A 25,342-nucleotide genomic window follows, 5' to 3' on the forward strand; every position below is an offset into this window, starting at 1 on the left:
GTTTCAGGATTTCGCAGGCACAAAAAAAGACATGAGTACTCCATCAGCAGAGGCATCCGCCTCGTTCTCTCATGGATTTACTCATGCCTGATCAGATCAGTAACACGTAAATGCCTGGGTATTATTGTGCTGCCGCTTCTTCTTTCGCATGAATGAGAAAGAGAATCGTCTGAATGACGTCCCGTTTGGATGACGGGGCACCGGATGCTTTTTCCATCATGCGGATGACGTTTCGTGAAACAGTATAGCATAACGGATAATTTTCTTTCAACAAAAACAGCATTTCTTCCTCCGTTTTTGTGTCAGAAATCGCTGCTGGAAGTTCTGCAAGCGTCCTCAGGTGCTGCACGTACCTCCGGAATCCTGTGCTCTGCCGGACAAATCGGACGTTCAATTTCTCTTCCGAATAGTGAACGCAGCGGGTAATAAGATCCGGAGCATACCGATCGGGATGGCCGAGCGCGGACTGGATGTGCAGTGTAATAAAGCCGATTTCCGCTTCCGGAAGCCGTACTTTTGTTTCCCGTTCGATGTAGGCGACGACACGCTCCGCGATTTGATACGTATCATGGTAGAGCCACTTCGTTTCCGTTAAAAACGGATTTTGAATTTCTGTTTCATCCCGTGTTCTTTGAAGAGCGAGTACTATATGCTGCGTCAGAGCCGTCAGCGTCCGCTCATTGAGTGTCATGCCGATCAATTCATGGATCATTTCCATTGATTCATGGATAAGAAGCATGGTCTCCTCGGTTTCTTTCAATGCGAGACGGGAATACTGCTGCTGCTCCTCTTCGTTCACGAGTGCATATACTTTATCATAGGAAGTGGATTCAAATGTATCGCCCGTCTTTTTACCAAACCCGATACCCCTGCCGATAAACACAACTTCCTTGTCATCGGTAGAACAGATAACGACATTGTTGTTCAATGCTTTTTCTACTTTATAAACGTCCTGCATGTTTATCCCTCCGAGCTGCCTTACCTTATCATAGACAGTTCAGGGACGTTGTGCAATACCGGCATCCGTAAGCATTTCCTTCATGGATTCCGTCCAGGGCTCCGGCTTTCCGCTTTTTTTATGAACATGAACGATCCGGCCGCGTCCTGTCATGCATATTTTTTCCTCTTCGTTCAAAATCACATAGTGCAGATCGAGCGACGTTCTCCCCAGCTGTTCCACCTTCACCCCGACAGCCAGCGTCTCCCCGAACGTTACCTGGCGGATGTAATCACACTGGAGATCTCCTGTAACGATAATGCTCTGCCCTTTCATCCATTCATCCATGATGCCGAGCGACTGAAAATAATGTATGCGCGCCTGCTCAAAATAAACAAATGACACGGTGTTATTAACATGGCCGAATGCATCCGTTTCCGAAAATCTCACTTGAATCGTATCAAAGAACGTGAATCCGTTGAACCAGTCTTCCTGATGTTGAATATATGCAGGAACTCCCATATGTATTCCTCCTCCTGGAATGACGGCAGTGAAGACGCTGCCGGAATGAAAAATGAACGATCATTCATTTTTATTGAAAAAAGGGAGGAAGGCTGCCCTTCCGGTACCAGCCTTCCTATCCCGGCATCATTAAGCTGTGTTATCTGAACCGAAGAAGTTCTTAAAGGACTGCAGTGTTGTTGCACGATTCATCGCTGCAATAGAGGTCGTTAAAGGAATCTCTTTCGGGCAGGCTTCCACACAGTTCTGCGAATTTCCGCAGTTTGACAGACCGCCGTCGCCGTCCATAAGCGTCTGCAGACGCTCCGCTTTATGCATGGCACCGGTCGGGTGGGCATTAAACAGGCGGACCTGTGAAATAGCCGCCGGGCCGATAAAGTCGGATTTATCGTTTACGTTCGGGCACGCCTGAAGGCACACACCGCAGGACATGCATTTCGACAGTTCGTACGCCCACTGACGCTTCGCTTCCGGCATGCGCGGTCCAGGGCCGAGATCATACGTACCGTCGATCGGCACCCATGCTTTTACACGCTTCAGCGAATCAAACATACGGCTTCTGTCCACCGTGAGGTCCCGCATCACCGGGAACGTATTCATCGGCTCCAGGCGGATCGGCTGCTCGAGCTTATCGATCAGTGCTGTACAGGACTGGCGAGGCTTGCCGTTGATCACCATGGAACAGGCACCGCACACTTCCTCCAGACAGCTCGCATCCCAGGCAACAGGCGTCGTGTTCTGTCCTTCTTTATTTACCGGATTGCGACGGATTTCCATCAGTGCCGAAATAACGTTCATATTCGGACGGTACGGGATGGAAAACTTTTCTTCGTATGATTTGCTCTCCGGGTCTTCCTGACGAACGATGATCAGCTCAATCGTTTTGTTTGCTGTTTCTGTCGTCATGCTTTCTCACCGGCCTTTTTCTTGGAAGTATAGTCACGCTTCCGCGGTGTAATTAAGGACACATCCACATCCTCATATTCAAATTCCGGATCTTTAGTGACCGGATTGAATTTGGCTTTCGTCGTTTTCAGCCAGTCATCATCATTACGATCCGGGAATTCCGGCTTGTAATGAGCACCGCGGCTCTCATTACGATTGTAGGCACCGAGCGTAATAACACGGGCCAGATTCAGCATGGACTTCAGCTGGCGTACGAACATTGCGCTCTGATTCGTCCATTTTGCTGTATCGGCAAGATTGATCCGCTCATATCGCTCCAGGAGCTCCTGAATTTTTTCATCCGTTTCCTTCAGACGTTTGTTGTCACGGACGACCGTAACGTTTTCCGTCATCCACTGGCCCAGTTCACGGTGAATCTCAAATGCATTCTCATCACCATTCAGGGAAAGCACCTGGTCGAAGAAACCTTGATCCTCTTTCAGCTGACGGCTGTAAACCTCTTCCGGCAGATCTTCTGCGGAATTCTCAAGACCGTCGATATACTCGACAGCATTCGGTCCGGCAACCATTCCTCCGTAAATAGAGGAAAGAAGCGAGTTGGCACCGAGACGGTTTGCGCCGTGAATGGAATAATCCACTTCTCCGGCTGCGAAAAGCCCTGGAATATTCGTCATCTGGTTGTAGTCCACCCAGAGACCGCCCATGGAATAGTGAACAGCCGGGAAAATTTTCATCGGAACTTTACGAGGGTCATCCCCCATAAATTTCTCGTAAATCTCCATAATGCCGCCGAGCTTAATATCAAGCTCTTTCGGATCTTTATGGGAGAGATCCAGATACACCATGTTTTCCCCGTTAATCCCGCGCTTCAGGTCTACACAGACGTGGAAAATCTCGCGTGTGGCAATGTCACGCGGCACGAGGTTTCCGTATGCCGGATACTTCTCTTCAAGGAAATACCACGGCTTCCCGTTCTCATCGTATGTCCAGACGCGTCCGCCTTCCCCGCGTGCCGACTCACTCATCAGACGGAGTTTGTCATCGCCGGGGATAGCAGTCGGATGAATCTGGATAAATTCTCCATTGGAATAGTAGACGCCCTGCTCATAAACAGCAGCTGCTGCGTAGCCCGTGTTAATCATGGAGTTTGTCGACTTACCGAAAACAATTCCCGGTCCGCCGGTTGCCATAATAACGGCATCTGCACGGAACGCTTCGATTTCGGAGGAATTCAGATTCTGGGCAGTGATGCCTCGGCAGTGGCTGTCGTCATCAAGAACCGCGTGAAGGAATTCCCAGCCTTCGTATTTCGTTACAAGACCGTTCGTTTCGTGACGGCGCACCTGCTCGTCGAGTGCGTAGAGCAGCTGCTGGCCGGTCGTTGCCCCCGCGTAGGCGGTGCGGTGGTGCTGCGTGCCGCCGAAACGGCGCAGAGAAAGGAGCCCTTCCTCCGTCCGGTTGAACATAACGCCCATCCGGTCCAGAAGGTGGATAATTCCAGGGGCAGCATCACACATTGCTTTTACAGGAGGCTGGTTTGCGAGGAAGTCTCCTCCGTAAACGGAGTCATCAAAATGCTCCCACGTGGAGTCCCCTTCCCCCATTGTATTTAACGCGCCATTAATTCCGCCCTGGGCACACACTGAGTGCGACCGCTTTACAGGAACAATGGAGAACAGTTTTACATGCTTGCCTTTTTCGGCAGCTTTAATTGTTGCCATCAGGCCGGCAAGTCCGCCGCCGACAACAATAACATCACCTTTACTCATAAATGGACACTCCTTCGTAAGTTATACACCCACAAATGCAAGGATAGAACGAATACCGACAAATGTCAGTGCGGCGAAAATCCCCATCGTTACAAATGTTGCAATCCGCTGGGATTTCGGTGAAACGGTGATCCCCCATGTAATAGCAAAGGACCAGAGACCGTTCGCAAAGTGGAACGTCGTAGCTGTAATTCCGATAATGTATGCAATAAGAGCAGCTGGATTTGCGACAATCTCTTCCATCATATTAAAGTTTACTTCCGCTCCGAATGCAGCTGCGACGCGTGTTTCCCACACATGCCAGGTAACGAAAATAAGCACGAGCACACCAGTAATCCGCTGCAGGCGGAACATCCAGTTCCGGAAGTAGCTGAAATTTGAGGTGTTGTTACGGGCCTGAAACGCGATGTAAAGGCCGTATACGGCATGGAAAATTAATGGCAGGAAAATAAAAAGAGCTTCCAGTACATACCGGAATGGCAGTGCCTCCATAAAGGCTGCAGCCCGATTGTACTCCTCCACGCCGCGTGTGGCGAACCAGTTGACCGATAAATGAATGATCAAAAAGCCGCCGACCGGAATGACTCCAAGCAGTGAATGAAGTCTCCGGTAAATAAATTCACGATTCGATGATGACATCTGTCCTTCCCCCTAAAACGATGAATTCGAACGATGAAGCCCACTCCTCCCGAAGTGCTGACACAGAGGCTGAGACACTTATAGTTTACTCCTCCGCTGAAGCCAGCGTCAAGAAAGCGGATTCAGACAACGTTTCTTATGTAGTACTTCCCGTTCGTTAATACCGTTTTAAATTGTACCACATTTCACACAGTTAATTTAGAGGTTTCCCGGAATTACCAGAAAAAATGTGACACTGTTCCTATTCGCTCCGTTTTTAACTTATAAAGCACTGAAAATCAGCACCGGAAAACCGATCCTTCACGATGATCCGGAGCACTGCTGACTGCCGCTGCAGCGCATTTATGAAATAAACCAGGCAGAAACCGCCTGGTCTTAAAAGAAAAGTGAGGTCTGTTGAATAGGTTCCCGCTTTCTGCCTGCACCTGCAGCCGTACAACGCTTTTATTACAAGCAGCACGGCTTCGCGCGGCCGCGGCGCATGGCAGAAGTTCGCTGCCCTGCGCCTTAAACCATAGGCCGGCTCCGCTCGCGCTTTCAGCCGCTTGACGCGGCGTGGATTTTCGCCTCGTTCGGATCCTCCCGGAGTCGACGGCCTCCGGTTTCGGCAGGGAGAAAGAAAACACTTGTTAGAAGCGATCCCTTTTGCGCAGCAAATGCTGTCATTCAATCGAATTGGAAGAGACCATCATTACCATATAAACATCGTTTCTGCTATAAATCCTTCGTATTTCATCTCTATTTTACTGCGCTTCGAAGCGTTCGGCAGAGACGCCGGTGGGATTCCTTCTCTACTTGAAGAAGCATGGCTCCGCGCGGCCGCGGCGCATGCCAGAAGTTCGCTGCCCTGCGCCTTAAACCAAAGGCCGGCTCCGCTCATGCTCTGCAGCCGTGCAACTAGCGCCCGGCTGGAATACAAGCCCACGGCAAGCTTCTGCCGAAAAGCGGAGAAGCTCCATTAACAAAAACAAGCGGCACATAGATTAGAACGTTGAAATGCTATAACCCTTGGCATTCCTGCTCGGAAGAGGCTTTGGATTTTATACATTCTTATCAGTCAAAGAAAAAGAGCCTCCGCGGTGGAAGGCTATTCCTCTATAGACGAAATGCTTTTGATTAACCGATAATGATCCGCTCCGTCGGATAATGGAAATGCGTCTTTTTCTCCCGGGCACGAATAGAGAAGAGAAAGGCAATAAGACCGACACGGCCGATAATCATAAGAACCATCAGGACCGCCTGTGAAGGGAACGACAAATCCGGTGTGATCCCCATGGACAGCCCGCACGTTCCAAATGCGGAACTCGCTTCAAAGATGATCGCCATCAGCCGGAATGTTTCTCCCCCTTCGAAAGCAGCGATGAGCATAATCGCTCCAAACAGACCGACGGCAAACACCGACAGGACAATAAAGGCTTTCTGCCTGTCTTCCGGATGAATCTCCCGGCCGAATACTTTTACATCATCGCGGCCCTGGGCAAAACTCCGGATCGTTAAAAACATAACGGCAAGCGTCGTCGTCCGGATACCTCCGCCCACACTCGAAGGACTTGCACCGATAATCATGAGGCCTGACATCAAAAGAAGACTCGCAAGCGTTAAATCATTCATGTCCATCGTCGACAGCCCGCCGCTCCGTGCCGTAGCTGAATTAAACAGCGAGAAGAAGAGCTGGCTGTGCCAGGGCATGCCGGAATAGTAATTGTTCATTTCCAGAAGCCACAGGAAAGCGACGCCGATCACCAGGACAATCATGTAGGTCGAAACTGCAATTTTCGTAAACAGGCTGAACCGGAAGTTTGGATTTTTTGGTGAAAAATATTCCCGAAGCTCCAGAAGGACCGGAAAACCGACCGCTCCGGATATGATCAGCAGAATGTGAACGAGCTGCACAAAATAGTCATCGGCAAAGGGAGTAAGCGACTGTCCTGTAATATCAAACCCAGCGTTCGTAAAAGCAGAGAGTGCGCTGAAAGCGCCCTGGTAATAGGCTTCCCACGTCGTATCGAAATAGTTTAAGTAATACGTTCCTAGAATCATCGCACCGATGAGCTCGATCGCCACTGCAACTCCGAGAATGCCCCGCATGAGCTTCACGAGTCCGGAAAACGAAATCTGATTCTGGTCGACCATAATCAGCATCCGCTGAGACAGTGGAATTTTCCGGCCGAGCACCATCCAGACGAACGTACCGAGTGTCATAATGCCGATACCGCCGAGCTGTATGCCGAGCGCCAGAAAGACGATTCCCACCCAGCTGAACGTTTCCGACACATTGATGACAGACAGACCCGTTACACTGACCGCACTCACCGAGGTAAACAACGCTTCGGTATATGCAATTTCCACTCCATCCTGCACCGACACCGGAAGAAACAGCAGGATACTGAAAAGAGTCATGGTGACTATGTATGAAATAACGATAATTTTAAACGGACTGAGAAAACGCGACATTCCAAGTCTCACGGGGCTTCCCACCTTTACACGGCAATGATCTGTTTATACGCGGTTTAGTATATCATGCCGTCTGCGGATGTACCATGCCCCGGATAGGAAGAATATGATAAACTGGCGGAAGACACCCGTTAGAGGAGGACAACCATGGTTTCAGAAAACAACGATGCACCGTCATATGCAAGCTACATACTGCGCCACGAACTACTTCCGCTCCTTCTTGGAGAAGATGAGGAAATGATACTTTACTGGGCAGGAAAAGCTCTGGCGAGAAAACACAAGGATATTACAGAAGAGACGCTCGCTTCCTGGTTTCAGGAAGCCGGATGGGGTACCCTTGAACTGCAGCAGGAAAAAAGAAAAGAAAAAACGTACCTGCTCCACCCTCCGGCTGTAGATCCTGCCCGTCCATTCTCACTGGAAGCAGGATTTCTCGCGCAGACGGCTGAACACGATAAGGAAATGCTTGCTGAAGCAACCTATGTTATTAAAAAGAAAAAACCGGTCACAGTTGAAATTAAAGTACAGTGGGACCGGAAAGATATTGTGACACGAAACGAAGACGAGCAGGCATAACCATATATCTTTTAACTGTCAGACACGAAACGTGTCCGGCAGTTTTTTATTTGTACCATTCTTCTTGATTTACCAGAGACAGACATCGTAATATAGTTGAAGGGGTAAACTTTATTTTCAGGAGGCATTTATGATGGATGAAAAGCGTCTGCAGGAATTGATTGATCAATATACGAACGTCTATTTATTTGCGACAAAAAAATTAGAGCGGCTGCTCGTGGAAAAAGCCATGCCGCTTTCATTGGAGCAGTTCGGCATTTTACGCGTTCTGCACATCCGCGGTCAGACGACAGCCGGAGAGATCGCCCGGGAAAGTGACGTTCATAAAAGCGCGGTAACGACGAAAATTGCACGTCTCGAAAAGCTCGGATTTGTCCGGCGTACGAGTGATCCGGAAGACCGGAGAAGCCGCGTAATTGCGTTAACTGACGAAGGCAGTGAGGCTTTTGAAACGTGCCGCCGTGCAGTTACTTCCTTTATCACACCTTTCTTTGAAAAGCTGAGTGAGGAGGAGCTGGAAACGTTTCTCCGCGTTTACAGCAAACTGAATACCATGCTTGAGGAGGATCAGCGATGAAGCGGCTCTTATACATTCTGCCCGTGATCTGGGCCGCTCTCGGCGTGTTTCTTTTTCTCGAAAGTCCCGATATGGAGACGCTTGTCCGGGAGCGAGGTCAGTTTGACATTCCCGAGGAATACCAGACGGCCCGGGCGGACCAGATTTTAGAGGAGCACGGAGCTTCTTCCGGAGAGGACATTCTCCTTGTTTATACTGCAGAAGAAGCTTTCTCAAGCCAGCAGAAAGAAGAACTCGAAGAAGTGCTTGACGGTTTCCCCGAAGAAATCGAAGGCTACCCGGTCGAATCAATCGCTTCCCCATTCGATAACGGCGGCGAAGCCTTAATTTCAGAAAGCGGCGATGTGTACATGGCCGTGGTAACAATGGATATGACTGTCAATGACGTTCCTTATGTCAGAGAAGACCTGGAAGCTGCTGCACAGGCGGAAACCGTAACGACGTATGTGAGCGGCTCTGCTGTGATTGAAGATGACGTCATTTTGAGCTCAGAGGAAGGACTGCAGACGACGACCGTTATTACCGTCGTTTTTGTTGTCGGTATTCTCCTTATCGTCTTCCGTTCCGTTACGGCGCCTCTCGTACCACTTCTTACGGTCGGTGCGGCCTACATTATGACGATGCCGCTCGTTTCCTACTTAATTGATGTCTGGGATTTTCCTGTTTCCAATTTTACACAGATTTTTATTGTGGCGATTCTATTTGGAATCGGAACCGACTACTGCATCCTTCTCATGAACCGCTTTAAAGAAGAATTGGCTGTACAGCCGGACCGTGTACAGGCAGTGGTAACCACGTTCCGTGCAGTTGGTCCGACCGTTTTATCAAGTGCATTTACCGGATTCATCGGATTTGCAGCGATCGGTCTTGCAGATTTTGATCTGTACCAGTCCGCCGTTGGCGTCGCTGTAGGTATTCTTTTCCTGCTTGGTGCAATCGCCGTCTGGGTGCCTCCGGCCATGCTTTTGTTCGGGGACCGGCTGTTCTGGCCTTCCCGGCGCGCACTGGAAGCGACAGACAGCCGTATTTGGAAAGGTCTCGGTGCCTTCTCGTTTATGCGTCCGGGCTGGACAGCACTTCTTATTTTATTCATGCTGATTCCGGCATTCTTATTTTATGACCAGCGGCTGTCGTTTCATTCCCTCGATGAGATCAGCAGTGATACAGCGTCCGTGCAGGCGGTCGAAATTGTCAGTGACGCGTTCGGTGAAGGAGCTTCATTCCCTCTTACCGTTCTTTTAACTGGAGAGGATCCGGTTGATTCATCGGACATGCTGCAGCTGACCGAAGACGTTTCGGCGCAGCTCATGCGGCTTGAAGAAGTCGAAGAAGTACGTTCCCCTCTCCGTCCCGACGGATCCCCGATAGAAGAACTGCTTCTGACAGAAGTTCTTCAGGAGGCAGCCGATGGAGCTGCTGAAACGGCCGACGGCACAGAAGAGCTCCGCACCGGACTGACTGAAGCGTCGGAGGAGCTCGAAAATCAGGCGGAATCACTGGAAACAGCCTCTGAAGAAACACAGGCGATTCCTGACAATGGCGCGGAAATTGCAGAATCCCTTAATGACATCAGCGGCAGTCTGAATGAATCAGCCGAACAGGCAGAAAACATTGCAGCTGCACAGCAGACGCTGGCGGCAGGACTGGAGCAGAACGGACTGGCCGGACCTGCTCAGTCTCTGCGGGAAACGACGGCAGGCCTCGAACAACTGCAGGCCGGCCTTCAGCAGATTGCTCAAGGAACTGGGGAGACAGCGGCAGGTCAGGCGCAGCTGGCGGAAGAAAGCCGTTCGATCCCTGATACATTCTCCGAGACAGCAGCAGGGTTTCGAGACACTGCTGCAGAACTGAATGAAGCAGCTTCCGGGCTTGAAGAAATTGAAGACGGTATCCGGGACATTACCGGCGTGATCGAAGATACGGCAGATCTCCCCGCTGCAGATACGACCTTTTATTTAACAGAAGAGGTGACGGAAGACGAGGATGTTCAGGACGCACTTTCTGCCTTCACAACAGAAGATCGCCAGGTAATGCAGATCGACGTCGTATTAGGTATAGATCCTTACAGCAGCGAAGCGATGAATGTTGTTGATACCGTTGAAGAGCAGACAGAGCTGATTACAGCTCCGTACAATCTGGAAACAGCCGTTTCGGGACTGCCTGCAGTCAATGCCGATTTGTCTCAGATTTCCGATGAGGACTTTTTCCGCACTGCTGTCATTATGCTGACCGGTATTTTCATTATTCTTATTATCATGCTCCGCTCCATGATCATGCCGGCATATATACTCGTCTCGTTAATCGGAACCTATATCATGTCTATGGCCGTAACCGAATTCATTTTCATCACCATTCTCGGTTATCCGGGTATCAGCTGGGCAGTTCCGTTTTTCGGGTTCGTTATGCTGATGGCACTCGGTGTGGATTATTCGATCTTCCTCATGGCACGATTTGCTGAGAATATGCGTACGCAGCCAGTCAAAGAGGCACTGCTGGATGCAATGACTAAAATAGGAACCGTCATTCTGTCCGCTGCCGTAATACTTGCAGGAACGTTCGGTGCGATGATGCCTTCCGGGGTTCTCTCCCTCGTACAGATCGGCACGCTCGTGCTTACAGGACTTCTGTTATACGCACTCGTTATGCTGCCGATGTTCATTCCACTGATGGTACGTGTGTTCGGCGAGAAGAGCTGGCTGCCATTCCAGCCACCGAAAGAAAAATAAACACATTCATGAAAAACACACGTCAAAAAATGCCGCCGGGTCACTGCCGAGGCCACTGAAAAAGCCTCTATTAAAGAAACTCTCTACATGGAGAGTTTCTTTTTTATTACATAATTTGATATACGAAAAGAAACTTTAACCATTTCAATTAGTGAAATCAGACTGCACTACAGACGGAAGCTTGCCGCGGGCATGGCCTCAGCCTCCTCGAACATCCTTTGGATGTTCTGCGGGGTCTTCACCTCATGCTCTTCCCGCAGGCGTCCCCGTCTTTCGTTTCGTCTGATTGAGTCTGGGATAAAAGCATGAAAATGGTTAAAAGAGTTTCATGACAAAAAAAGACGACAAGATCCAAAAATTGGAAATTTGTCGTCTTTTTTCTGTGAGTTTACTTTCGATCAATTAAAATCTTGAGATTTTTAGTGGCCTAGTCACTGCCCGGGCGGCGTTTCGTTTTTCAGGTACTATTTACGCCTGCTTTGCAAGCTCGATTTTTTCCTGTTCTTTCTCATCCAGTCCGAAATGCGTGTGGAGCGCCTCGGAAGCACGGATCATATCGGCTTCCGGTACGACAGCCGATACGGCAATTTCAGACGTACTGACCATTTTTATGGCAACTTCTTCGTCCGCAAGCACTTTAAACATATCAGCGGCCACGCCCGGATTGGAAATCATGCCGGAGCCGACAATGGATACTTTCGACAGCGAACTTTCCTGACGAACCTCACTGTAGCAGAGGGTCTCCCGGGCATTGTGAATGAGATCCAGTGCTTTACCGAGATGGGACGAATCAATGGAGAACGACACATTCACTCCATGGTCCGAGGTCATCTGCTGGATGATAATATCCACGTTTATCCCTTCATCTGCCAGCAGTTTAAACAGATTGGACATCGTGTCATAGTGGTTTGGAAGACGCTCGAGCGTCACTTTTGTCATATTTTTCTCAAACGCAAGACCCCGTACCGTCAAGTTCTGTTCCATCGTTGCTTCCTCCTCTACAATCGTTCCCTCTACATTTTCCATGCTGGATCGAACGACCAGCTTTACATTATAGTTCTTGGCAAACTCCACCGCCCGCGGATGCAGCACGCCGGCGCCTAAATGAGCAAGCTCCAGCATTTCATCATAAGAGATACTGCCTAGCTGGCGAGCTTTTTTGACGAAGCGCGGATCGGACGTGTATACGCCGGTGACATCTGTGAAAATCGAGCAGGACTCCGCTTCCAGCGCCGCAGCCAGTGCCACAGCTGTCGTGTCAGAGCCGCCCCGGCCGAGTGTTGTAATGTTTCCGTCTTCACTGACTCCCTGGAAGCCGGCTACGAGCACCGCTTTCCCATCATTTAGGTGCCCTTCCAACGTGGACGTATCGATATCCGTGATCCGTGCATCCTGGTGCACTTCCTCTGTCGTGATACCTGCCTGCCAGCCTGTCAGCGAAACGGCATCGACGCCCAGTTCCTTCAGCGCCATGACGACAAGTGAAATGGTCACCTGTTCTCCGGTGGTCAAGAGCATATCCATTTCCCGCGGATCCGGCGCATCGGTAATTTCATCTGCCAGTTCCACCAGCTTGTCCGTTGATTTTCCCATCGCAGATACGACGGTGACGACACGGTCACCTTGATCCATCCGTTCTTTAATCCGCTTTGCGACCCGTTTGATCTTGTCGGTATCTCCGACGGAAGTACCACCGAACTTCTGTACGATTGTTGTCAATGTTTGCTCCTCCTTCGTTTGTATGCTTCCCTTATTAATACCTGATCTTATACGGAAAGAAACCTGTTGTTCCGCCGCAGGAGTGCGGCGGATTAATCACCTATAAAAGCGTAACAAACGGGAGATTTCATCACAAACCTGTTAAACGCCTATTTTCTGGATTCCTGCTGTATAGTTTCAGCTAAGGACTCAGCAACTGCCCGAGGGACACCTGCCCTCTCTATTTCTTCCACAGACGCCTCTTTCAGCCTCTTGAGCGACCCGAACTCCTTTAGCAGCTGCCGTTTTCTCTTTTCCCCGATGCCATCAACTTCGTCTAAAATCGAGGTGAACATAGACTGCTTGCGCACGTTCCGGTGAAAACTGATAGCGAAGCGGTGGACTTCGTCCTGAATCCGCTGCAGCAGATAAAATTCTTCGCTCGTTTTTTTTAATTCAACTTTTCTCGGTGGATCTCCCATCATCAGCTGGGACGTTTTGTGTTTATCGTCTTTGGCGAGGCCGCAGACCGGAATAGCGAGACCTAGTTCATCTGCGAGTATTTCCTGGGCCGCAGAGATCTGGCCGCTGCCGCCATCGATGACGATAAGGTCCGGAAGAGGGAGCTCATCTTTAAGGAGCCGGAGATACCGTCTCCGCACAACTTCGCGCATCGATTCATAATCATCCGGGCCTTCCACCGTCTTTACTTTATATTTTCTATACTGCTTTTTATCCGGCTTCCCATCGAGAAACGAGACCATAGCGGAAACAGGGTCCACCCCCTGAATATTCGAATTATCAAACGCTTCGATCCGGTGGGGTGTGTCGATATGCATCGCTTCACCGAGCTTCTCCACCGCATGAATTGTGCGCTTTTCGTCCCGTTCGATCAGCTGAAATTTTTCGTTGAGCGCCATTTTCGCATTTTTTTCTGCAAGCTTGACGAGCTCTTTTTTCTGTCCGCGCTGCGGCTTTCTGACATTTGCCTGTAAAAACTCTTTCAGCATGCCGTCATCCGCTGCATCTGGAACAAAAATCTCTTTTGGGAGTTTGTGCTGCTCTTCCAGGTAAAACTGACCGATGAACGTATAAAAGTCATCGAGCGGATCCTGATACGTCGGGAACATACTGACATCGCGCTCTATCAGTTTTCCCTGACGGACGAAAAAGACCTGGATGCACATCCAGCCCCGGTCAACGTAATAACCGAAAACATCGCGGTTCGTCTGATCCGTCATCGTCATTTTCTGCTTTTCCATGACTGCTTCTATATGTTTGATCTGATCGCGCAGTTCTTTCGCCCGTTCAAATTCCATTTTTTCAGAGGCTTCATACATTTTTTTCTCTATGGAAGCTTTGATTTCTTTATGGCCGCCGTTTAAAAAGCTGGTCATTTCCTGGATCATCTGCTGGTTCGTCTCTTTCGGGACATCGAATTCGCATGGTGCCAGGCACTGGCCGATGTGATAGTAGAGGCATACACGATCCGGCATCGTCCGGCATTTCCGAAGTGGATAGAGGCGGTCAAGAAGCTTTTTCGTTTCATTTGCCGCCTGGGCGTTTGGATACGGTCCAAAATATTTCGCTCCGTCTTTTTTCACTTTACGCGTCGTAATAAGCCTTGGGTGCTCTTCTTTCGTTATCTTAATGAACGGGTACGTTTTATCATCTTTTAGGAGAATATTGTAGCGCGGCTCGTATTTTTTGATGAGGTTCTGCTCCAGAACGAGCGCTTCCAGATCGGATGACGTAATAATGTATTCAAAATCGCGTATCTCACTCACGAGACGCTGTGTTTTTTTATCGTTGGAGCCGGTAAAATAAGAGCGCACCCGGTTGCGGAGCACTTTTGCTTTGCCGACGTAAATAATCGTGCCCTGCTTATTTTTCATTAGATAGCACCCGGGCTGAGCCGGCAGGATGCTTAATTTTTCTTTTATCTGCGTTTCCATGAAGGAACTCTCCTCCTTCTTTCTGCATACGGTTCCTTTTCTATTCCCTCACAAAACCAGCAAAAAACCCGCCGGCACGTTCACCGGCGGGAATGCTGCATTTTTTTATTAAAGGTGCTTGTTCAGGGTGTTTTCAAGCTCTTCTTTCGGCTTAAAACCGACAACCTGATCCACGACTTCGCCGTCCTTCATTACGAGAAGTGTCGGAATGCTCATTACACCATACTTGCTTGCTGTTTCCTGGTTCTCATCCACATCAAGCTTCACGATTTTTACTTTGTCGCCCATGTCTCCGTCAAGCTCTTCGAGAACAGGTGCAATCATTTTGCAGGGTCCGCACCAAGGTGCCCAGAAGTCCGCCAGTACGACGCCTTCTCCAGTTTCTGTTCCGAAATTTTGATCTGTTGCATTCACAATAGCCATTGTTTCAGCCTCCTTTAAATAATTCGTTCATTAGTTTTTAGTATAACGAATGCACTCCAGAAGGAAAAGCATTCTGCCTGAATTCCTTTGAAGCTGATTTCAGTGTAGCGTATGATTCTCCACTATGCAAAAATACTGCCTGGGGTTATGACAGCTGAAAAAGCAGTCCACCGGTTCGCTCGCCGGCGGACTGCTGCAATCAGGAAGTAACTGCCGCTTTCCGGAATTCTTCTGTCAGTTTCGGAACAATTTCAAACAGATCTCCGACAATACCGTAGTCTGCGATCTGGAAAATTTCCGCTTCCGGATCTTTATTGATGGCAACGATCACTTTGGAGTTGGACATACCGGCTACGTGCTGAATCGCCCCGGAAATTCCGACTGCAATATAGAGGTCCGGTGTAACGACCTTACCGGTCTGACCGATCTGCAGCGCATAATCACAGTATTCCGCATCACACGCTCCTCGGGAAGCACCTACAGCCCCGTTCAATACAGAAGCCAGTTCATCGAGAATAGTGAAATTTTCTTCGTTTTTCATGCCCCGGCCTCCGGCAACAATGACAGATGCCTCAGAGAGATCAACACCGGAAGTCGTATTCTTTACGACTTCTTTAATAACTGTCTGAAGGTCTGTAATGGTAACACTTACTTCCTCCACACTTCCTGACGCACCTTCCTGCTTTTCCAGAGAGGCGATGTTGTTCGGACGGATGGTAAAGAAGACGAGTCCATCGTCGATCGTTACTTTTTCAAATGCCTTTCCGGAGTAAATCGGGCGGGTGAAAACCGGACCGTCTTCGATAGATACGACATCGGATACGAGTCCGGACTTCAGACGGCTCGCAAGCTTTGGCGAAATATCCCGTCCGATGGCGGTATGACCGAGCACGATACCATCCGGATTCACCTGTTCGATTACTTGAAGCAGTGCCTGGCTCCAGCCTTCAGGTGTATAGTGATCCAGCTGATTGTCGTTTACGTGGAGTACGTTATCTGCTCCATACGAAAACAGTTCATCTGCCTGATCTGCCCTGCCTAATACAACGGCAGTAATTTCTGCTCCTCCGGCTGCCTGCTTCGCTGCAGCAACTGCTTCAAACGTCACCTGACGGAAAGCACCTTCTTTTTGCTCTGCTACGACGAGAAATGTACTCATATTCAATCATCCTTTCTCCGGAAATGTTAGTCTTAGACGACTTTTGCTTCGTTTTTCAGTAGTGACACGAGCTCTCTTACCTGTTCGTCTTCGTCTCCGTCGAGAATTCGTCCTGCCTGCTTTTCGGGCGGAAGGAACCGTTCTTTTGTTACCGTTTTCGGCTCTGCATCTTCTTCGTCCAGGTCCAGATCGTCAAGATCGAGTGTTTCAAGCGGCTTCTTCTTTGCTTTCATAATGCCGGGCAGAGAAGGATAGCGTGGCTCATTCAGTCCCTGCTGCGCGGTTACAAGCAGTGGAAGTGGAACTTCAAGCATCATCTGATCTCCTTCGACATCCTTTTCAATGACGGCCGTGGAACCCTGGATATCAATCGACGTGATCGATGTCACGTGGTTAATACCCAGCTGATCGGCAAGCCGGGGCCCGACCTGTCCGGAGCCGCCGTCTACTGCAACGTTTCCACCGAGAATAATGTCGGGCTCCTGATCTTTAAAATAAGCGGCAAGAAGCGTCTGCGTTGTGAATGTGTCACCGTCTTCCACTTCTTCATCTTCTATAAGAACGGCCTTGTCTGCGCCCATCGCAAGCGCTGTGCGGAGCTGTTTTTCTGCTTCTTCGTCTCCGACAGTAACAACGGTGACTTCTCCACCGTGTTCATCGCGGATTTGAATCGCTTCCTCTACAGCGTACTCATCGTAAGGGTTGATGATGTATTCTGCTCCATCATCGACCACACGGCCATTTTCAATCTGAATTTTTTCTTCGGTATCGAACGTCCGCTTGAGAATGACATAAATATTCATGAATATCCCTCCAAAATATAGTTGATGAAGCGCTTCCAAAAGTGCGTGAAACTTACTCCTTAAAAGCGGGCTTCCGCTTATCCAGAAATGCCTGAATACCTTCCTTGGCGTCGGGATGGTCAAATACATCCCCAAACCGGACAGCTTCCCTCTCCTGACCGCGGTCGATGGTTTCCCATTCAGCCTGAAGGGTTAATTCCATCACAGCCTGAATCGTTCCGGAGGACTTTTCCGCCATTTTTGCTGCGAGTGTTTCCGCCGCCTGCATCAGATCCTCTTCTGGTACGACGCTGTTTACAAGTCCGCAGGCTGCTGCCTCCCGGGCATCAATTGGAGATGCTGTCAGCATCAATTCCAGCGCCTTTGCGCGGCCGACAAGCTTCGGCAGCCGCTGGGTTCCGGCAAATCCCGGAATGAGTCCGAGGTTCAGCTCAGGAAGGCCGAGCTTCGTACCTTCAGCAGCTATCCGGAGATGACAGGCCATGGCAAGCTCCAGGCCTCCACCAAGAGCTGCTCCGTGCATGACTGCTATCACCGGCTTTACAGACGTTTCAAGCTGACGGAAAACGCGCTGTCCGTCCCTCGCAAGGTTGGAAAATTCGCTGCCGTGTTTAACTTCTGTAAACTCTGTGATGTCAGCCCCGGCTGCGAAAAATCTGCCGCTGCCGGTAAGAATGATAACTTTAACGGATTCATCCTCCAGAAGCTCCTGGTGTACCTCTCCGATTCGCTGGATCAGTGCATGGGACAGCGCATTTGCCGGCGGAGTATCGATCGTTATTTTCGCTGTACTGCTCGTCCTCTCTACGTGGACACTCATGAGTATTCCTCCTTTTTACCGGGTGCTAAGAGTCCCTTCATTAAGAAGGCATGCAGGGAGTCCCCGAGTGGAGCAAGCGGGTAGCGGTGTTCTTTCATGACCCAGTTCGTGACGACTTCGTCAATGGAACCGAAAATGACCTGCCGCATCATCCGTGTATCGATCGCCTGATCAAAGGTACCGCTTTCCTTTCCTTCTTCGATGACGGAATCAATGAGACTTAAATATCCTTTGAGCACTTCATTGACCTTCATCCGGATAGAAATGTTCGACTGCCTCAGCTCCAGCTGGGTTACAAGCGCAAGATCGTGATCTTTTTCCAGCTGCTCCAGATGGGAGGAAATCATCGTTTTAACTTTCTCCTCGATCGTCTGGGCACTTTCCATTTTTTCTTTAATGTAATCGACGAAAAATCCCATTTTTTCTTCAAACAACGAAATGAGTATATCTTCTTTGTTTTTAAAATACAGATAAATGGTTCCGTCAGCCACGCCGGCCTCTTTTGCAATTTTGGATACCTGGGAATGGTGGTAGCCATTCTCTGCAATCACTTTGACAGCGGCGTTAATAATTTTTTCGTATTTCTGCCCTCTTTTTTTCGCCATCCGCGTCGACTCCTGTTCTAATGATCAAAATGAATGACCATTCATTCATAAGTTCATCATAGCGGAACCCTCTTCCCCTGTCAACAGCGGAAGAGGTTTTCCTCTTTATTCAGTATGGCTTGTTTTCAGCAGATGGTCAACGCTCTTTCTGCTTTTCCTCCTCCTGAAGTGCCCGTCGGAGAATTTTCCCGACCATCGTCTTCGGCAGTTCGGTTCTGAATTCATACTGCCGCGGAATTTTGTAGGCGGCAAGACGTTCTCTGCAGAAGGTATCAAGCGTCTCTTCCGTCAGCTCTTTTCCATCCTGCACGACGAGAAATACTTTCACCGTTTCCCCCCGGTACGGGTCAGGGATGCCGACCGCTGCTGCTTCTTTTACATCCGGATGCTCATAGAGCACCTCTTCGATTTCACGGGGATAGATATTGAATCCTCCTGCGATAATCATATCTTTTTTCCGGTCTACGATATAAAAATACCCTTCCTCATCCATGTAGCCCATGTCTCCGGTGTACAGCCAGCCGTCCTGCAGCGCAATAGCCGTCTCCTCCGGCTGTTTCCAGTAACCCTGCATCACCTGAGGACCGCGGATCAGCAGTTCTCCGACTTCCCCCGGCCCGGCTTCCAGACCGGTTTCCTGAGAGAGAATACGGACCTCTGTATCCGGCCACGGCAGACCGATGCTTCCCTGCGGCCGTTTTCCCCACATAAGGTTGAAGTGGGTGACCGGCGAAGCCTCCGTCAGTCCGTACCCTTCATTCAGTTTGCCCCCGGTCAGCTCCTCAAAACGCTGCTGCACTTCAAGTGGAAGCGGCGCAGAGCCGCTGATACAGACGCGGATGGAAGAAAGGTCGTACTTCGTCACCGACGGCTGATGGATCAGACCAATATACATTGTCGGAGCTCCGGGAAAAATCGTCACCTTCTGTTTTTCGATCGTTTTCAGCACTTCCTCCGGATCAAATTTCGGAAGAATCACCATTTTGGACTGATCCATGATGGAAAAATTCATTCCTACCGTCATACCGTACACATGAAAGAACGGCAGAGCACAGAGAAGCACTTCATTCCCGTGGTCAATTTTATACATCCAGCGCATACACTGCGTCGTATTCGCCACGAGGTTCCGGTGTGTCAGCATGACCCCTTTCGCCGGACCGGTCGTCCCGCCGGTATACTGCAGCAGTGCCAGGTCGGCTGCAGGATCCAGCGGCTGCGGTTCATACGTTTTTTTCTGCTGCAGCAGCTCTTTATAGCGGTGCAGCGTGCTGGAAGGTGTAATTTTAACGGAGATTCCATTTTTCCGTTTTTGAATAAACGGATAGATGCAGTTTTTCGGAAAAGGCAGGCTGTCGGAAATCGATGTCACGATAATATGTTTTAGAGACGTCCGCTCTTTAACTGCAGAAACTTTCGGATACACGAGATCCAGACACAATATAACCTCCGCACCGGAGTCGACGAGCTGATGCTCCAGCTCGCGTTCCACGGAAAGCGGATTTGTCTGAACGACAATCCCGCCTGCAAGAAGAATGCCGTAGTAACCGACGACAGACTGCGGCGTATTGGCAAGCATCACAGCAACCCGCGTACCTTTTTCGACACCCAGGTTCTGAAGAGCTCCGGCAAATGCCGAAGCTTCTTCATATAATTTTTCATACGTCCACGACCGGCCGAGAAATTCCACTGCTTCTTTGTCCGGCACCTGCTCTGCTGCCCGGATTAAATAATCCTGCAGGCCCGTGTTTTCATACGTAATGGAAGCTGGAATTTCCTCCGGATACTGTTTCGTCCAGATGTTCATATCTTCAGCTGTTTTCACGTTCATTCCCCCTGCTGCTTCTTCGGGCAGCATCACTCTCTCTTTAGGACTTTCCACCGCTCTGTTTTTCCCGCTCTTCCTCTACGAGTACTCTTCGGAGAATCTTACCAACCATCGTTTTCGGCAGTTCTTCCCGGAACTCATAGTATTTCGGTGTTTTAAAGGAGGCGAGATATTCTCTGCAGTGCTGATCCAGTTCTTCCTCTGTCACGTCCATGCCTTCCTTTTTCACGATAAATGCCTTTACCGTCTCCCCACGGTAGACATCCGGCACGCCGATAACACATACTTCCTGCACTGCCTCGTGTTCATAAAGCACTTCTTCTACTTCACGCGGGTAAATATTGAATCCGCCTGCGATGATCATATCTTTTTTCCGGTCAACGATGTAGAAGAATCCTTCTTCATCCATATAACCCATATCGCCGGTCAGAAACCAGTCATCCCGGAAACATGCAGCGGTGGCTTCCGGCTGGTTCCAGTAGCCCTTCATTACCTGCGGCCCTTTGATCATCAGCTCGCCGACTTCTTCAGGCCCGGCTTCTTCTCCGGTTTCCGCTGACAGCACTTTGACTTCGGTATCCGGCCACGGAATTCCAATGGAACCCTGTTTTCTGCGGCCCCAGATAAGATTCGCTATTGCAACCGGCGACGTTTCAGTCAGGCCGTAGCCTTCAACAAGTTGTCCTCCGGTCGCTGCTTCAAAACGGCTCTGTACTTCCACCGGCAGCGGAGCCGATCCGCTGATACATGCTTTGATTGAAGACAGATCGTGCTTTTTCAGGTCCGGATGATTCAAGAGGCCGATGTACATTGTCGGCGCACCCGGGTAAAGCGTGGCCTTGTGTTTCTCAATGGCTTTTAAAATGCTTTTCGGATCAAATTTAGGCATGATAATCATATTGAATCCCATCCGTACGGAAAGGTTCATCACGGTCGTCATCCCATAGACGTGGAAAAACGGAAGAGCCGCAAGCACGATTTCTTCACCGGGCTTCAGCTTGTACATCCACTCTTCACACTGCTGCGTGTTTACAGTCAGGTTGTAATGCGTCAGCATGACGCCTTTGGCAGGTCCCGTTGTTCCTCCGGTATACTGAAGCAGCGCCAGATCTTCCTTCGGGTTGATCGTGAGCGGGATTTCTGCCGCCCGCCCCTCTTCGATAAGCTTCGTAAACGACAGGAGCGTATCCGAATAGGAAATCTCTACTTTGATGCCTGTATTTTTCTTTTGAATGAACGGATAGATCATATTTTTTGGAAACGGAAGGTAATCTTTAATGCCCGTAACGATAATATGCGTCAGGCTTGTCTGTTCTTTTACTTTAGCGACTCTTGGATAAACAAGATCCAGACAGATCATTACTTTTGCCTGGGAATCATTAAGCTGGTGTTCTATTTCTCTCTCCACATAAAGCGGATTCGTCTGTACGACCACCGCTCCTGCCAAAAGTGCACCGTAATAGCTGATCACTGCCTGCGGCGAATTGGCGAGCATAATTGCCACTCTGTCCCCCGGTTCCACTCCAAGTCCGCGCAGCTGATTTGCCAGCTTTAACGCTTCATCATAGACCTGCTTGTAGTTCATTTCTTTCCCCATGAAATGAAAAGCAGTTTTTTCCGGAAACGTTTCTGCTGCCCGCTGCAGATAATAATGGAGCGGTTTTTCTTCGTAGCTGATCGACACGGGTATCTCCTGTGGATATGCATCAAACCAAGGCTGCTGAGTCAGCGTCGTCATGGCGGTAACCTCCCTGTTATAATCCTTCTTCCGGCTTCTTCACAGAAGATGGTCACACTCTCTTAGTCTCATTGTAATGAAAACGGATTCAAAAGAAAATAGCAAAACGGAAATTTGCGGAAAAAATTGAATGAATGTTCATTCTTTTTTGCCGAAAGCAGAGAAACCCTCAGATAAAACAATGCCGGCCCTCCTCACAGAAGCTTGAAAGGTTAATACTTCCGGCATGTCTGCGTAAAAGTGTTTTCAAATTTTATTCATTCTAAAAAATTTAAAAAAGCTGTTCTGCCGGAGGTACCCGGGCAGAACAGCTGATCCTTAGATATAAAACAACCAGTATACGACGCCGGCAGCGAGAAACCCGCCGCAGAGAATGATCATAATTTTCGCAAGCCTCTCCATGTTGCAGCACCTCCATTACAATGTTGCTCCGATAACCATGGATAATGAAATGGACAGAACGAATGAAAGCAGTCCGACTGCTTTATTTCCTGCAGCAAGTTCATCATCGACACGAAAACCCGGTGTTAAAAATTCAAAAACAAAATAAATAAACAACAGCAGGACGAATCCATAAACGCCCCATCCCATCATTTCGAGGATGCTGTCATTGGCCTCCAGGGAAGCGCGGAAAATGTTCGCCGCTCCGGCAATTTTGCCACTGGTGGCAAGTGCGACAGCTACGTTGCCTTTTTTCATCTCCGTCCAGGTGGAATACCGCGTGATCCACTCAAATACGGCGAGCGCTGCCATCAGAAAAAGGACAACAATGCTGTAAATACCGGCTGTATACACATATTCATGAGAAAAAAATGCTTCCATGCATCCGCCTCCTTTACTTCAGGCGTGCGATTGTGACTCCGGATCCGCCTTCACCCTGTGTCCCGGGGCGTGTTTCGGAAATATTCGGATGACGTTTCATCATCTCCTCCACGCCTTTACGGAGAGCTCCGGTTCCTTTCCCGTGAATAATGGAAACCTGATGATAGCCGGCAAGCACCGCTTCATCCAGGTATTTATCCACCTCGCGCATTGCATCTTCATAGCGCTCACCGCGGAGGTCGAGTTCGGTTTTCACGTGGGCGCTCCGGCCGCGTACAGTAGCCATCGGTCTCGTTTCCACCGGTTTGGGCCGGTTGATATAGAGAAGGTCTTTTGCCGGCACTTTCATTTTCATGACGCCGAGCTGAACGGTAAATTCCTTCTCACTCACCTTCTCTACGATATGACCTTTCTGGTTCAGACTTTCCACCTTCACTTCATCACCCGGCTGAAGCGTATCCACAACTGCTTTCTTCTTTTTCGGTTTTTTCTTCTTCGAGCTTTCAGCAAACGAAGGCTGTGCTTCTTCCATACGTTTTCTGGCATCGATCAGCTCGTGATCTTTAATCTCCGGATTCTGCTTTTTCATCTCCCGGAGATATTCGACGATTTCTTCGGCTTCCTGCTGCGCTTTTTTCGCTTCTTTCTCCGCTTTATCCTGTGCAGCCTGTAAAAGCGCCTGCTTCTTCTCCTCCCAGGCATCCAGCTCTTCCGTCAGCTCCCGGTGAAGTGATTCAGATTCGTTTCGCAGCTCCTTTGCTCTCGCTAATTCCGACTCTGCATTCTTTCTGCTGTCCTCCAGTTGGGAAATCATGTTTTCCACCTGGTTTGTATCTGCAGAGATCTGCTTTTTCGCCTCTTCTATAATGTCTTCCTGCAGTCCGAGACGGCTGCTGATCGCAAATGCATTACTGCGTCCCGGTACCCCGATTAAGAGACGGTAGGTCGGCCTAAGGGTTTCGACATCGAACTCCACGCTCGCATTCATGACGCCTTCGCGGTTGTACGCATATCCTTTCAGTTCACTGTAGTGCGTCGTTGCAATACAGCCGGCACCGATTTTGTACACATGGTCCAGGATAGCGACGGCGAGCGCCGCCCCTTCTGTTGGATCTGTTCCTGCACCGAGCTCATCAAACAGAACAAGCGACCGGTGATCCAGATGTTCCATAATGTCCACAATATTCGTCATGTGGGAGGAGAACGTACTGAGACTCTGCTCGATCGACTGTTCATCTCCAATATCGGCAAAGATGTGATGAAAGACAGCTGCCGAACTTCCTTCCTCGCATGGAAAAAACAGACCGGACTGCACCATCAGCGTCAGCAGGCCGACCGTTTTCAGCGTTACCGTTTTACCGCCCGTATTCGGACCGGTAATGACAAGTGTCCGAAACGCGCCGCCGAGCTCCACATCGATCGGAACGATCTCTTCATCCGGAATAAGTGGATGGCGTGCGCCCTTCATTTCCAGGCGGCCTTCATCATTCAGCGATGGCTCCACCGCATTCATCGACGCGGCAAAATAAGCTTTGGCAAACATAAAGTCTACTTCTGTCATCACGCGGACGATGACAAGAAGCTCTGCTGTATGGAGACCGACCGAAGCCGACAGTTCCCTTAGAATCCGGTCGATTTCGTGCTTTTCTTTCGAGCGGGCTTCCCGGAGTTGATTATTCAGCTGAACGACGCTCTCCGGTTCGATGAAAAGTGTCTGGCCGGAAGCGGACTGGTCGTGGACAATTCCGCCGAAATGACCACGGTATTCTGCTTTTACCGGAATGACGTACCGGTCGTTCCGAATGGTGACAATCGCATCGGAGAGCATCGTTTTCCCGGAGCCTGAGCGTGTTATACTTTCAAGTTTTGCCCGAACCTGTGACTCCAGCGTGCGGATCTGCTGGCGGATCGTCCGGAGTGCAGGACTGGCAGAATCAAGAATCCGTCCGTCTTCATCCACCGCCTGCTGAATTTCCCTCTGCAGGTCCGTGAGCGGCACCATTTCCTCCACCATTTCCGGAAGCAGAGAAAGGTCGATGTCATCTTCAACCATCTGCTCGACAAAGGAAGAGAACCGTCTCGATGCATAAATCGTGGAGGCCGTATCGAGAAGTTCCCCCGCGTTCAAATCACCGCCGATTTCCGCACGCTTTACCTGGGCACGGATATCGCGGAGTCCGCCGAGTGGAATATTCCCTTTCAGACGGAGCACTTTTGCGGCTTCCGCCGTATAGCGCTGGGCTTCTGTTACTTCTTCCAGCGTATACATCGGCTTCAGCTGCTGGACACGTTGTTTTCCAAGACTGGAGCCCGCAAACGGCTCCAGCTGCTCTTTCATTTTTGTATATTCAAGCACGCGCATCATTCGATCGCTCATACTTCCATCCC

21 protein-coding genes are annotated in these 25,342 nt (G+C 49.7%); 4 read left to right on the forward strand and 17 right to left on the reverse strand.

Translation table 11 applies throughout. The annotated features are described in order from the left end of the window. Positions 1-121: 121 nt before the first annotated feature. The 5 genes from C6I21_RS12365 to C6I21_RS12385 form a co-directional block, all read right to left on the reverse strand. Positions 122-958: a PRD domain-containing protein gene (locus C6I21_RS12365; protein WP_105959792.1), complete on the reverse strand. Its 837-nt coding sequence runs from the start codon at positions 956-958 to the stop codon at positions 122-124. A 39-nt stretch (positions 959-997) separates the two neighbouring features. Next, complete coding sequence (locus tag C6I21_RS12370; RefSeq protein WP_105959793.1) at positions 998-1,459, reverse strand: acyl-CoA thioesterase; 462 nt, start codon at positions 1,457-1,459, stop codon at positions 998-1,000. A gap of 129 nt (positions 1,460-1,588) precedes the next feature. Continuing rightward, the gene (sdhB, locus tag C6I21_RS12375; RefSeq protein ID WP_105959794.1) at positions 1,589-2,365 is read right to left on the reverse strand and encodes a succinate dehydrogenase iron-sulfur subunit; all 777 of its coding nucleotides are present in this window, start codon (positions 2,363-2,365) and stop codon (positions 1,589-1,591) included. Beyond that, positions 2,362-4,134 (reverse strand): succinate dehydrogenase flavoprotein subunit, encoded by a 1,773-nt coding sequence (sdhA, locus tag C6I21_RS12380; RefSeq protein ID WP_105959795.1) that lies wholly within the window; start codon positions 4,132-4,134, stop codon positions 2,362-2,364. Before sdhA ends, sdhB begins: the two co-directional genes overlap by 4 nt. Before the next feature lie 21 nt (positions 4,135-4,155). Then, positions 4,156-4,773, reverse strand: a complete 618-nt coding sequence (locus C6I21_RS12385) for a succinate dehydrogenase cytochrome b558 subunit (RefSeq protein WP_105959796.1) — start codon at positions 4,771-4,773, stop codon at positions 4,156-4,158. Between the two features lie 656 nt (positions 4,774-5,429). Between C6I21_RS12385 and C6I21_RS16585 the strand changes: the two genes are divergently transcribed. Next, complete coding sequence (locus C6I21_RS16585; protein WP_181186237.1) at positions 5,430-5,735, forward strand: hypothetical protein; 306 nt, start codon at positions 5,430-5,432, stop codon at positions 5,733-5,735. Positions 5,736-5,889: 154 nt separating this feature from the next. On the opposite strand, the gene C6I21_RS12390 is transcribed toward C6I21_RS16585, so the two are convergent. After that, positions 5,890-7,239, reverse strand: a complete 1,350-nt coding sequence (locus tag C6I21_RS12390) for a TrkH family potassium uptake protein (protein WP_105959797.1) — start codon at positions 7,237-7,239, stop codon at positions 5,890-5,892. Between the two features lie 135 nt (positions 7,240-7,374). Between C6I21_RS12390 and C6I21_RS12395 the strand changes: the two genes are divergently transcribed. The 3 genes from C6I21_RS12395 (at position 7,375) to C6I21_RS12405 (ending at position 11,106) form a co-directional block, all read left to right on the forward strand. Then, positions 7,375-7,803: a DUF2507 domain-containing protein gene (locus C6I21_RS12395; RefSeq protein ID WP_105959798.1), complete on the forward strand. Its 429-nt coding sequence runs from the start codon at positions 7,375-7,377 to the stop codon at positions 7,801-7,803. 130 nt (positions 7,804-7,933) lie between these two features. Beyond that, positions 7,934-8,380, forward strand: coding sequence for a MarR family winged helix-turn-helix transcriptional regulator (locus C6I21_RS12400; RefSeq protein ID WP_105959799.1), 447 nt, complete (start codon positions 7,934-7,936; stop codon positions 8,378-8,380). Next, complete coding sequence (locus tag C6I21_RS12405) at positions 8,377-11,106, forward strand: MMPL family transporter (RefSeq protein ID WP_105959800.1); 2,730 nt, start codon at positions 8,377-8,379, stop codon at positions 11,104-11,106. Before C6I21_RS12400 ends, C6I21_RS12405 begins: the two co-directional genes overlap by 4 nt. Positions 11,107-11,574: 468 nt before the next feature. Here C6I21_RS12405 and C6I21_RS12410 read toward each other — a convergent pair whose 3' ends face one another. From C6I21_RS12410 to C6I21_RS12460, 11 genes are all read right to left on the reverse strand, one after another. Further along, the gene (locus tag C6I21_RS12410; RefSeq protein WP_105959801.1) at positions 11,575-12,825 is read right to left on the reverse strand and encodes an aspartate kinase; all 1,251 of its coding nucleotides are present in this window, start codon (positions 12,823-12,825) and stop codon (positions 11,575-11,577) included. A gap of 149 nt (positions 12,826-12,974) precedes the next feature. Continuing rightward, entirely contained in the window at positions 12,975-14,759 is a 1,785-nt protein-coding gene (gene uvrC, locus C6I21_RS12415; RefSeq protein WP_105959802.1) for an excinuclease ABC subunit UvrC, read from the reverse strand. A 108-nt stretch (positions 14,760-14,867) separates the two neighbouring features. After that, positions 14,868-15,182, reverse strand: a complete 315-nt coding sequence (gene trxA, locus C6I21_RS12420) for a thioredoxin (RefSeq protein WP_105959803.1) — start codon at positions 15,180-15,182, stop codon at positions 14,868-14,870. A gap of 199 nt (positions 15,183-15,381) precedes the next feature. Further along, a complete protein-coding gene (locus tag C6I21_RS12425) occupies positions 15,382-16,341 on the reverse strand; it encodes an electron transfer flavoprotein subunit alpha/FixB family protein (RefSeq protein WP_105959804.1) in 960 nt (319 codons plus the stop codon). 32 nt (positions 16,342-16,373) lie between these two features. Then, on the reverse strand, positions 16,374-17,144 hold the full coding sequence (locus C6I21_RS12430; protein WP_105959805.1) for an electron transfer flavoprotein subunit beta/FixA family protein: 771 nt from the start codon (positions 17,142-17,144) through the stop codon (positions 16,374-16,376). Between the two features lie 52 nt (positions 17,145-17,196). Further along, a complete protein-coding gene (locus C6I21_RS12435) occupies positions 17,197-17,964 on the reverse strand; it encodes an enoyl-CoA hydratase (RefSeq protein ID WP_105959806.1) in 768 nt (255 codons plus the stop codon). Further along, complete coding sequence (locus C6I21_RS12440; protein WP_105959807.1) at positions 17,961-18,569, reverse strand: fatty acid metabolism transcriptional regulator FadR; 609 nt, start codon at positions 18,567-18,569, stop codon at positions 17,961-17,963. Before C6I21_RS12440 ends, C6I21_RS12435 begins: the two co-directional genes overlap by 4 nt. Before the next feature lie 136 nt (positions 18,570-18,705). Beyond that, a complete protein-coding gene (locus C6I21_RS12445; protein ID WP_105959828.1) occupies positions 18,706-20,373 on the reverse strand; it encodes a long-chain-fatty-acid--CoA ligase in 1,668 nt (555 codons plus the stop codon). Positions 20,374-20,434: 61 nt separating this feature from the next. Then, positions 20,435-22,132, reverse strand: coding sequence for an AMP-binding protein (locus C6I21_RS12450; protein WP_105959808.1), 1,698 nt, complete (start codon positions 22,130-22,132; stop codon positions 20,435-20,437). Positions 22,133-22,549: 417 nt separating this feature from the next. Further along, entirely contained in the window at positions 22,550-22,954 is a 405-nt protein-coding gene (locus C6I21_RS12455) for a DUF350 domain-containing protein (protein ID WP_105959809.1), read from the reverse strand. A gap of 13 nt (positions 22,955-22,967) precedes the next feature. Further along, positions 22,968-25,331, reverse strand: a complete 2,364-nt coding sequence (locus C6I21_RS12460) for an endonuclease MutS2 (protein WP_105959810.1) — start codon at positions 25,329-25,331, stop codon at positions 22,968-22,970. Between the last annotated feature and the right edge of the window lie 11 nt (positions 25,332-25,342).

It is taken from the genome of Alkalicoccus urumqiensis (assembly GCF_002993335.1).
In the GTDB taxonomy this organism is placed as follows: domain Bacteria; phylum Bacillota; class Bacilli; order Bacillales; family Salisediminibacteriaceae; genus Alkalicoccus; species Alkalicoccus urumqiensis.

Excerpts from the sequence above, each read along its gene's own strand:
- C6I21_RS12435 (WP_105959806.1), bottom strand. The coding sequence starts at position 17,964 with ATGAGTGTCCACGTAGAGAGGACGAGCAGTACAGCGAAAATAACGATC.
- C6I21_RS12455 (WP_105959809.1), bottom strand. The coding sequence starts at position 22,954 with ATGGAAGCATTTTTTTCTCATGAATATGTGTATACAGCCGGTATTTAC.
- uvrC (WP_105959802.1), bottom strand. The coding sequence starts at position 14,759 with ATGGAAACGCAGATAAAAGAAAAATTAAGCATCCTGCCGGCTCAGCCC.
- C6I21_RS12460 (WP_105959810.1), bottom strand. The coding sequence starts at position 25,331 with ATGAGCGATCGAATGATGCGCGTGCTTGAATATACAAAAATGAAAGAG.
- C6I21_RS12440 (WP_105959807.1), bottom strand. The coding sequence starts at position 18,569 with ATGGCGAAAAAAAGAGGGCAGAAATACGAAAAAATTATTAACGCCGCT.
- C6I21_RS12400 (WP_105959799.1), top strand. The coding sequence starts at position 7,934 with ATGATGGATGAAAAGCGTCTGCAGGAATTGATTGATCAATATACGAAC.
- trxA (WP_105959803.1), bottom strand. The coding sequence starts at position 15,182 with ATGGCTATTGTGAATGCAACAGATCAAAATTTCGGAACAGAAACTGGA.
- C6I21_RS16585 (WP_181186237.1), top strand. The coding sequence starts at position 5,430 with ATGCTGTCATTCAATCGAATTGGAAGAGACCATCATTACCATATAAAC.
- C6I21_RS12405 (WP_105959800.1), top strand. The coding sequence starts at position 8,377 with ATGAAGCGGCTCTTATACATTCTGCCCGTGATCTGGGCCGCTCTCGGC.
- C6I21_RS12430 (WP_105959805.1), bottom strand. The coding sequence starts at position 17,144 with ATGAATATTTATGTCATTCTCAAGCGGACGTTCGATACCGAAGAAAAA.
- sdhA (WP_105959795.1), bottom strand. The coding sequence starts at position 4,134 with ATGAGTAAAGGTGATGTTATTGTTGTCGGCGGCGGACTTGCCGGCCTG.
- C6I21_RS12450 (WP_105959808.1), bottom strand. The coding sequence starts at position 22,132 with ATGACGACGCTGACTCAGCAGCCTTGGTTTGATGCATATCCACAGGAG.
- sdhB (WP_105959794.1), bottom strand. The coding sequence starts at position 2,365 with ATGACGACAGAAACAGCAAACAAAACGATTGAGCTGATCATCGTTCGT.
- C6I21_RS12445 (WP_105959828.1), bottom strand. The coding sequence starts at position 20,373 with ATGAACATCTGGACGAAACAGTATCCGGAGGAAATTCCAGCTTCCATT.
- C6I21_RS12395 (WP_105959798.1), top strand. The coding sequence starts at position 7,375 with ATGGTTTCAGAAAACAACGATGCACCGTCATATGCAAGCTACATACTG.
- C6I21_RS12365 (WP_105959792.1), bottom strand. The coding sequence starts at position 958 with ATGCAGGACGTTTATAAAGTAGAAAAAGCATTGAACAACAATGTCGTT.
- C6I21_RS12370 (WP_105959793.1), bottom strand. The coding sequence starts at position 1,459 with ATGGGAGTTCCTGCATATATTCAACATCAGGAAGACTGGTTCAACGGA.
- C6I21_RS12385 (WP_105959796.1), bottom strand. The coding sequence starts at position 4,773 with ATGTCATCATCGAATCGTGAATTTATTTACCGGAGACTTCATTCACTG.
- C6I21_RS12425 (WP_105959804.1), bottom strand. The coding sequence starts at position 16,341 with ATGAGTACATTTCTCGTCGTAGCAGAGCAAAAAGAAGGTGCTTTCCGT.